Origin of the sequence: Stenotrophomonas sp. HMWF003 (genome assembly GCF_003061285.1) — a bacterium.
GTDB lineage: Bacteria > Pseudomonadota > Gammaproteobacteria > Xanthomonadales > Xanthomonadaceae > Stenotrophomonas > Stenotrophomonas maltophilia_AP.
This window is the reverse complement of record NZ_QAIW01000052.1, coordinates 1-6129: the sequence shown is the minus strand read 5'-3', so window position 1 is coordinate 6129 and position 6129 is coordinate 1. Positions and strand designations below refer to the sequence as shown.

Annotated in this window: 4 protein-coding genes and 1 pseudogene; 1 reads left to right on the top strand and 4 read right to left on the bottom strand. The window is 69.5% G+C overall.

Annotated features, from left to right (window positions below; all coding sequences use genetic code 11):
- On the top strand, positions 1–941 hold a 941-nt coding region (locus tag DBR34_RS01715), incomplete at its 5' end, for an aminotransferase class I/II-fold pyridoxal phosphate-dependent enzyme (protein ID WP_258223615.1).
- Here DBR34_RS01715 and DBR34_RS01710 read toward each other — a convergent pair.
- The 4 genes and pseudogenes from DBR34_RS01710 to DBR34_RS24530 all read right to left on the bottom strand — a co-directional run.
- Positions 908–1414 carry a hypothetical protein gene (locus tag DBR34_RS01710; RefSeq protein ID WP_128095456.1) on the bottom strand — a complete coding sequence of 169 codons (507 nt, stop codon included), beginning with the start codon at positions 1412–1414 and terminating at the stop codon, positions 908–910. The two genes, DBR34_RS01715 and DBR34_RS01710, sit on opposite strands and share 34 nt — an antisense overlap.
- A gap of 117 nt (positions 1415–1531) precedes the next feature.
- Positions 1532–4633, bottom strand: coding sequence for an error-prone DNA polymerase (locus tag DBR34_RS01705; protein WP_128095455.1), 3102 nt, complete (start codon positions 4631–4633; stop codon positions 1532–1534).
- Positions 4630–6045 (bottom strand): DNA polymerase Y family protein, encoded by a 1416-nt coding sequence (locus DBR34_RS01700; RefSeq protein WP_128095454.1) that lies wholly within the window; start codon positions 6043–6045, stop codon positions 4630–4632. Before DBR34_RS01700 ends, DBR34_RS01705 begins: the two co-directional genes overlap by 4 nt.
- 9 nt (positions 6046–6054) lie before the next feature.
- Positions 6055–6129: pseudogene (locus tag DBR34_RS24530) on the bottom strand (DNA lesion error-prone repair protein ImuA); the annotation flags it as partial.

The following is a 6129-nucleotide window of genomic DNA, read 5'->3' as shown; positions in this document are numbered from 1 at the left end:
TGGCACGCGCGCAGCTGGACCCGGATTGTCCGCCCGGGTATGCGCTGGAACTCAGCCATGGCGCGGTCGATGCGATCGAGCGGGTGCTGGGTAGCTGGCTGGTGCCCGGCGACCGCGTGGCAGTGGAGAATCCATGCTTTCTCGGCAGCCTCAACACCCTGCGCGCAGGCGGGCACGCCACGCTGGCGGTGGCCATCGATGAACACGGCATGGTGCCGGCGGCGCTGACGGCGGCGCTGGAGGCAGGTGCGCGTGCGGTGCTGCTGACCCCGCGCGCGCACAACCCGACCGGCGCCAGCCTCAGCCAGCGCCGCGCGCGCGAACTGCGCCAGGTGCTGGAACGGCATCCGCAGGTGCTGGTGCTGGTGGACGATCATTTCGCATTGTTGTCGCAGCAGCCGTACCACTCGGTGATCGCCCCGCGCACGCGGCGCTGGGTGCTGGTGCGTTCGCTATCCAAGGCGCTCGGGCCGGACCTGCGCCTGGCGGTGCTGGGCTGCGACGCCGACACCGCCGCACGCCTGCGCCTGCGCATGGCCCCCGGCACCGGCTGGGTCAGCCACCTGCTGCAGGATGCGGCAGCCGCGGCGCTGGGCTCGGCGCGGGTGATGGCGCGCGTGGCCAAGGCCGGGCGCGACTATGCGCAGCGTTGCCAGGTGTTGCAGCAGGCACTGGGGGAGCAGGGCATCCAGACCCCTGCGGTGATGGATGGGTTGAACCTGTGGGTGCCGCTTGCCGCCGACAGCCAGCCGCTGGTGCTGGCGCTGGCCCAGCGCGGGTGGCAGCTGCGCGGCGGCGAAGTGTTTGCCGTGCAGCCGGGCGTGCACGGCCTGCGCATCACCACCGCCATGCTGGCCACCGGCGACGCGCGCCGCGTTGCACTTGATCTACGCCAGGCGCTGGAGGATCACGGCGCGCTGGGGGTACTCGGGCGAACGTAGTGCGACTGGCCGTTGTCGCCGACGAAGATCAACTCCGGCTTGCCCTGCCAGGAAGTAAGCATGGCGCCGGTGCTGTTCTGGTGCTTGATCACCAGGGTGGCACCGCGATCCGGGTTGGCGGTGACCTTGAATACTTCGGTGGTGCCGCTGGCATCGTCCAGGGTGAGCATGGCTTCGTCCCCGACATCGGCGGTGCCGTAGCCGCCGCGTTCGGAACCGTCGGCGCCGAGCAGGATCAGTCCTGACAACGGCGATGCGCGCGGCCCCTGCGAGACGCCCTTGCTGAGCGGGTCGGGTACCGGTGCGCCAAGAATCACCCGGGCCTGGCCGGTGCTGTCCTGGATGACCAGCCCGCGTGCGGTGATCACCCGGTCGTGGGCCTGGCTCTGGTGCAGGCGGATGCCGGTCCAGGCGGAAACGACAAGCGCAAGGCTGGAGACAACCAGCGTGGTAAGGGTGAGTGCGCGTGACATTGGCGGCTCCAGATCCTTGGAAGCTCGCGACAATACCCCAATGGTCGATTGCGACACCAGTCGGAAAAGTCTGTATTTGCAGTGACCGTGAAGTTGGTCACGTGTTGCTGCGCGGCATCAATGGAAGTCACGGCTGTGCGTGCGCACGCCTTCGATCAGGCAATCGATGTTGTACATCTGCCGCACGATCAGGTGCTGCACGCCATCCACGCGTTCCAGGCGGCCGTCGATCTGCATCATCCGCGCTTCCACCAGCACCCGGTGCTGGCGGTCGGCGGTCTTGCGCCAGACCACGGCGTTGACCATGCCGCATTCGTCTTCCAGGGTCAGGAAGGTGACCCCGCTGGCGGTCTGCGGGCGTTGGCGCATGCGCACCAGCCCGGCAAACCGCACGGCGCGCCCATGCGGCAGGGCGGCCAGTTCGTCCGAACGCTGGCAGCGGCGCTGGCGCAGCTGCGCGCGGATGAAGGCCACCATGTGCCGGCCCAGGGTGGTGCCGGTGCTGTTGTAGTCGGCCTGCATGTCCTCCAGCGCACTGGGCGGCGGCAACGGCACGCTGGCTTCCACGGTGGCCCGCGCGGTGTCGAACAGCGGCAACGGTTTTTCCACGCCGGACACTTCCCAGCGCGCCCGATGGCGATGGCCGCTCAACCCCTTCAACGCCCCCGCATCGGCCAGCAGGCCCTGGTGGCGGCGATCCAGCCGCGCGCGTTGGCTGAGGTCGGCGACGCTGTCGAACGGCTGCCGCGCACGCGCCTGCACCAGCGCGGTGGCCACCGCTTCGCTGAAGCCATCGACCAGGCGCAGGCCCAGACGGATGCCGAACGGGCGGTCGGGCGCCGTGGGCGGCAGCAGCGTGCAGTCCCAGTCGCTGTGGCGCACATCCACCGGCAGTACCGGCACGCCGTGGCGGCGCGCGTCCTGCAGGATCTGGTCAGGGGTGTAGAACCCCAGCGGCTGGCTGTTGATCAGACTGGCGGCGAACGCCGACGGGTGGTGGCACTTGAGCCAGCAACTGACATAGGTGATCAGCGCGAAGCTGGCCGCGTGGCTTTCCGGGAAGCCATAACTGCCGAAGCCCTTGATCTGCTCAAACAGGCGTTCGCCGTATTCGCGGCTATGGCCACGGGCGGCCATGCCGGTGAGCAGGCGGTCGCGATGCGGCTCCAACCCCCCATGGCGTTTCCAGGCCGCCATCGAACGGCGCAGCGCGTCGGCCTCGCCTGCGGTAAAGCCGGCCGCGGCCACCGCCAGCTGCATCACCTGTTCCTGGAACAGCGGCACGCCGAGGGTGCGCTTGAACACCTTCTCCAGCGCGGGCGGGTAGTCGATTTCCTCGATGCCTTCTTCCTTGAGCTTCCTGCGCCGGTTCAGATACGGATGAACCATGTCGCCCTGGATCGGGCCGGGGCGCACGATCGCCACTTCGATCACCAGGTCGTAGAAACAGCGCGGCTGCATGCGCGGCAGCATGGCCATCTGCGCACGCGATTCGATCTGGAACACCCCCAGGGTGTCGGCGCGGCAGATCATGTCGTAGGTTTTCGTGTCGCCGGCGGGAATATCGGCCATGCCCATCAAGGGCGCGCCGTGTGCGTGCAGCATGGCCAGGCATTTGCGCACGGCGGTGAGCATGCCCAGTGCCAGGCAGTCCACCTTCATCAGCCCGGTGGCGTCCAGGTCGTCCTTGTCCCACTGGATCACGGTGCGGTCGGCCATGGCCGCGTTTTCGACCGGCACCAGCGTGGACAGCGGGTGTTCGGAAATCACGAAACCGCCCGGGTGCTGGGACAGGTGGCGCGGGAAGTCGACCAGTTCGCTGGTCAATGCCACCACCCGCCGCATCAGCGGTGTGTCCGGGTCGAAGCCGCGCTCGCGCAATGCCTCGGGCAGCGGCTCGTGGCTGCTCCAGCGGTCCAGGCAGGCGGCCAGCTCGTTGACCTGGTCCGGCGGCAGGCCCAGCACCCGCGCCACATCGCGCACCGCACTGCGGCCACGGTAGCTGATCGCCACGGCGGTGAGCGCGGCGCGTTCGCGACCGTAGCGGTTGAACACGTACTGCAGCACTTCCTCGCGGCGCTCGTGTTCGAAATCGATGTCGATGTCCGGCGGCTCGTCGCGTTCGGCGGAGATGAAGCGCTCGAACAGCAGCTCCATCTCGCTGGGGTCGATCTCGGTCACACCCAGGACGTAGCAGACCGAGGAATTGGCGGCCGAGCCGCGGCCCTGGCAGAGGATCTTCTGGCTGCGCGCGAAGCGCACGATGTCGTGTACGGTCAGGAAGTAGGACTCGTACTGCTTCGTATGGATCAGGTCGAGTTCGTGTTCGATCTGCGTGCGTTGTTTGGCCGTGGCGCCTGTCTTCCAGCGCCATTGCATGCCTTCTTCCACCAGCGTGCGCAGCCAGCTGGCCGGATCGTGCCCGGCCGGGATCAGTTCGCGCGGGTAGGTGTACTGCAGCTGCTTGAGGTCGAAGTGGCAGCGGTTGGCGATACGCACGGTTTCGGCCAGCAAGGCCGGCGGGTACAGCGCGGCCAGCGCCTGGCGGGTGCGCACATGCCGTTCGCCGTTGGCAAACAGTCGCCAGCCGGCATCGGCGATGGTGCAGTGGTGGCGGATCGCGGTGAGGGTGTCCTGCAGGGCGCGGCGGCGGCGCACGTGCATGTGCACATCGCCGCTGGCCACCAGCGGGATGGCATGCTCGCGACCGAAGCGTTGCAGCGCGGCCAGGCGCTGTCTGTCATCGGCCTCCCGGTGCAGCTCCACCGCCAGCCACAGCCGCTGTGCGAAGCGGGCCTGCAGCCAGGCGGCGTCATCGGCGTTGGGCGCGCGGTCCAGCCACAGGCACAGCAGGCTGTCGGGCAGCGTATCCAGATCCTCGCGCAGGCAGCGGTACTCGCCCTTGGGCGCGCGACGGCGGCAGGTGGTGATCAGCTGGCACAGGCCGGCATAGGCGGCCAGGTCGGTGCACAGCAGCACCAGCTTGGGGCCGTCGTCGAGCTGGAACTCCGCGCCGGTGATCAGCGCCAGGTCGTGCTTTTTCGCTGCCTGCCAGGCCCGCACGATGCCGGCCAGCGAGCATTCGTCGGTGATCGCCAGCGCGCGGTAGCCCTGTCCCTTGGCGCGTGCGAACAGTTCCTCGGCGATCGACGCGCCGCGCTGGAAGCTGAAGGCCGACAGGCAATGCAGTTCGGCGTAGTCGGGCAGGGCGGCGCTCATGAAAACCAGCCGTGCAGCATCCACGGCCCGCCGCGCCCATCGGCGCTGGTATAGGCCCAGCCGCGCTGGCCCTGGCCGGTTTCGATCACGTAGTAATCGCGGCGGATATCGCCTTCATCCCACCAGCCCGATTCGATCCGCTCCGGCCCGGACACGATGCGCAGGTGCGGGTCGAGCAGCGGCTGCGGGCGTGGCAGCAACCAGCCCGGGCGCACGGGCAGGACCGGCGGCGGGCCTTTGGGCGCACCGTGGGCATCGCCGCTGGCACGTTCGGGGCGATGTTCGGCGCGCAGCCCCAGGCCCTGTACCGCGTCATCGCCCAGCCGGGCACGCAGCCGCTCGCGCACCTGTTCCCAGGGCATTGCCTGTTGCGGGCGGGGGTCGAACAGGTCGCGTGCGGCCGGCACGAACGGCGGCAGGTGGTCGGCCTGCAGGCGCAGGCCACGGCTGCCGGCCGGTAGCTGCAGGTGGTCCACCCGGTTGCGCGCCAGTTCGAACAGCATGGCCGCATCGCGTTCGGGCGCGAGCAGGCCGATGGCCAGGCAGGTGTCCGGGTGCTGGTCGTGTTCGAACCACAACGTGAAGCGCTGCACGCCGCCATCGCGCGAGCACAGGAAGGCAGCCAAATCGCCGGTGAGCCGGCGCAGCGGGAACAGCAGGGCCTGGGTGGACTCGATTTCGTACTCGAACTCGATGCGTGCGTCGAAGCGGTCCGGCGGCTGGTAGTAGCGCAGCGGCGGCGTGCTGATCCCGCGCAGTGCATCCAGGTGGGCCAGGACCGTCGGCGGGAAACGCCGCGCCAGGCTGTCGCGTGGCAACTGGAAGGCCGCACCCAGCGTGCGCAGGCCCGAGCGTGCCAGCACCGTGACCGCCTCGGCCGGCAGCCCGCTGTGTTCAATCGGCACCTGCGCCAACGTGGCATCCAGCTGCTGGGCCTCCACCCCCAGCCGTGCATGCACGCGGGTCAGCACCCAGGCCGCATGCGGGTTGGGTGCGGCCACCAGGCGATGGCGGAAGCCGAGGTCCTTGAGGCCCTCGCACAGGCGCTTTTCGATCGCGGGCCAGTCACCGAACAGCGCGCGGCTGGCGCCGATCTCCAGCGCCAGCGCATGCGGGAAGGCCAGGCTGACCTGCGAGCTGATGCCATACAGCCAACTGGCCAGCAACTGCCGGGTGGCCTGTTCGGCGTGCGGGTCGTGCTCGACGGTGCGCATGTCGCGGGTGAGGACCTGCGCAGCCGACAGCAGCATGCCGCGGCGCAGCCCAAGCTGGCGTGCCGCCGGACTCACCGCATGCAGCACGCGGCGTTGCGCCGGACCGCTGAGCAGCACCAGCGGCACCGACGGATCGGGCTGCTGGCGCAGGGCGGCATCCAGCGCCAGCTGTGGCAGCAACAGGCAGGCCCAGTGCACGGCGGCCGCTCAATGCGCCAGGGCCAGCGGCAACGGCTGCGCCGGGGCCATGCCGCCGCGGCACTTGAGCACGCGCACCTGGCC

What these genes read in the sequence shown, in the direction of transcription:
- DBR34_RS01705 (WP_128095455.1), bottom strand. Translation starts at nt 4,633, where the DNA reads ATGAGCGCCGCCCTGCCCGACTACGCCGAACTGCATTGCCTGTCGGCC.
- DBR34_RS01710 (WP_128095456.1), bottom strand. Translation starts at nt 1,414, where the DNA reads ATGTCACGCGCACTCACCCTTACCACGCTGGTTGTCTCCAGCCTTGCG.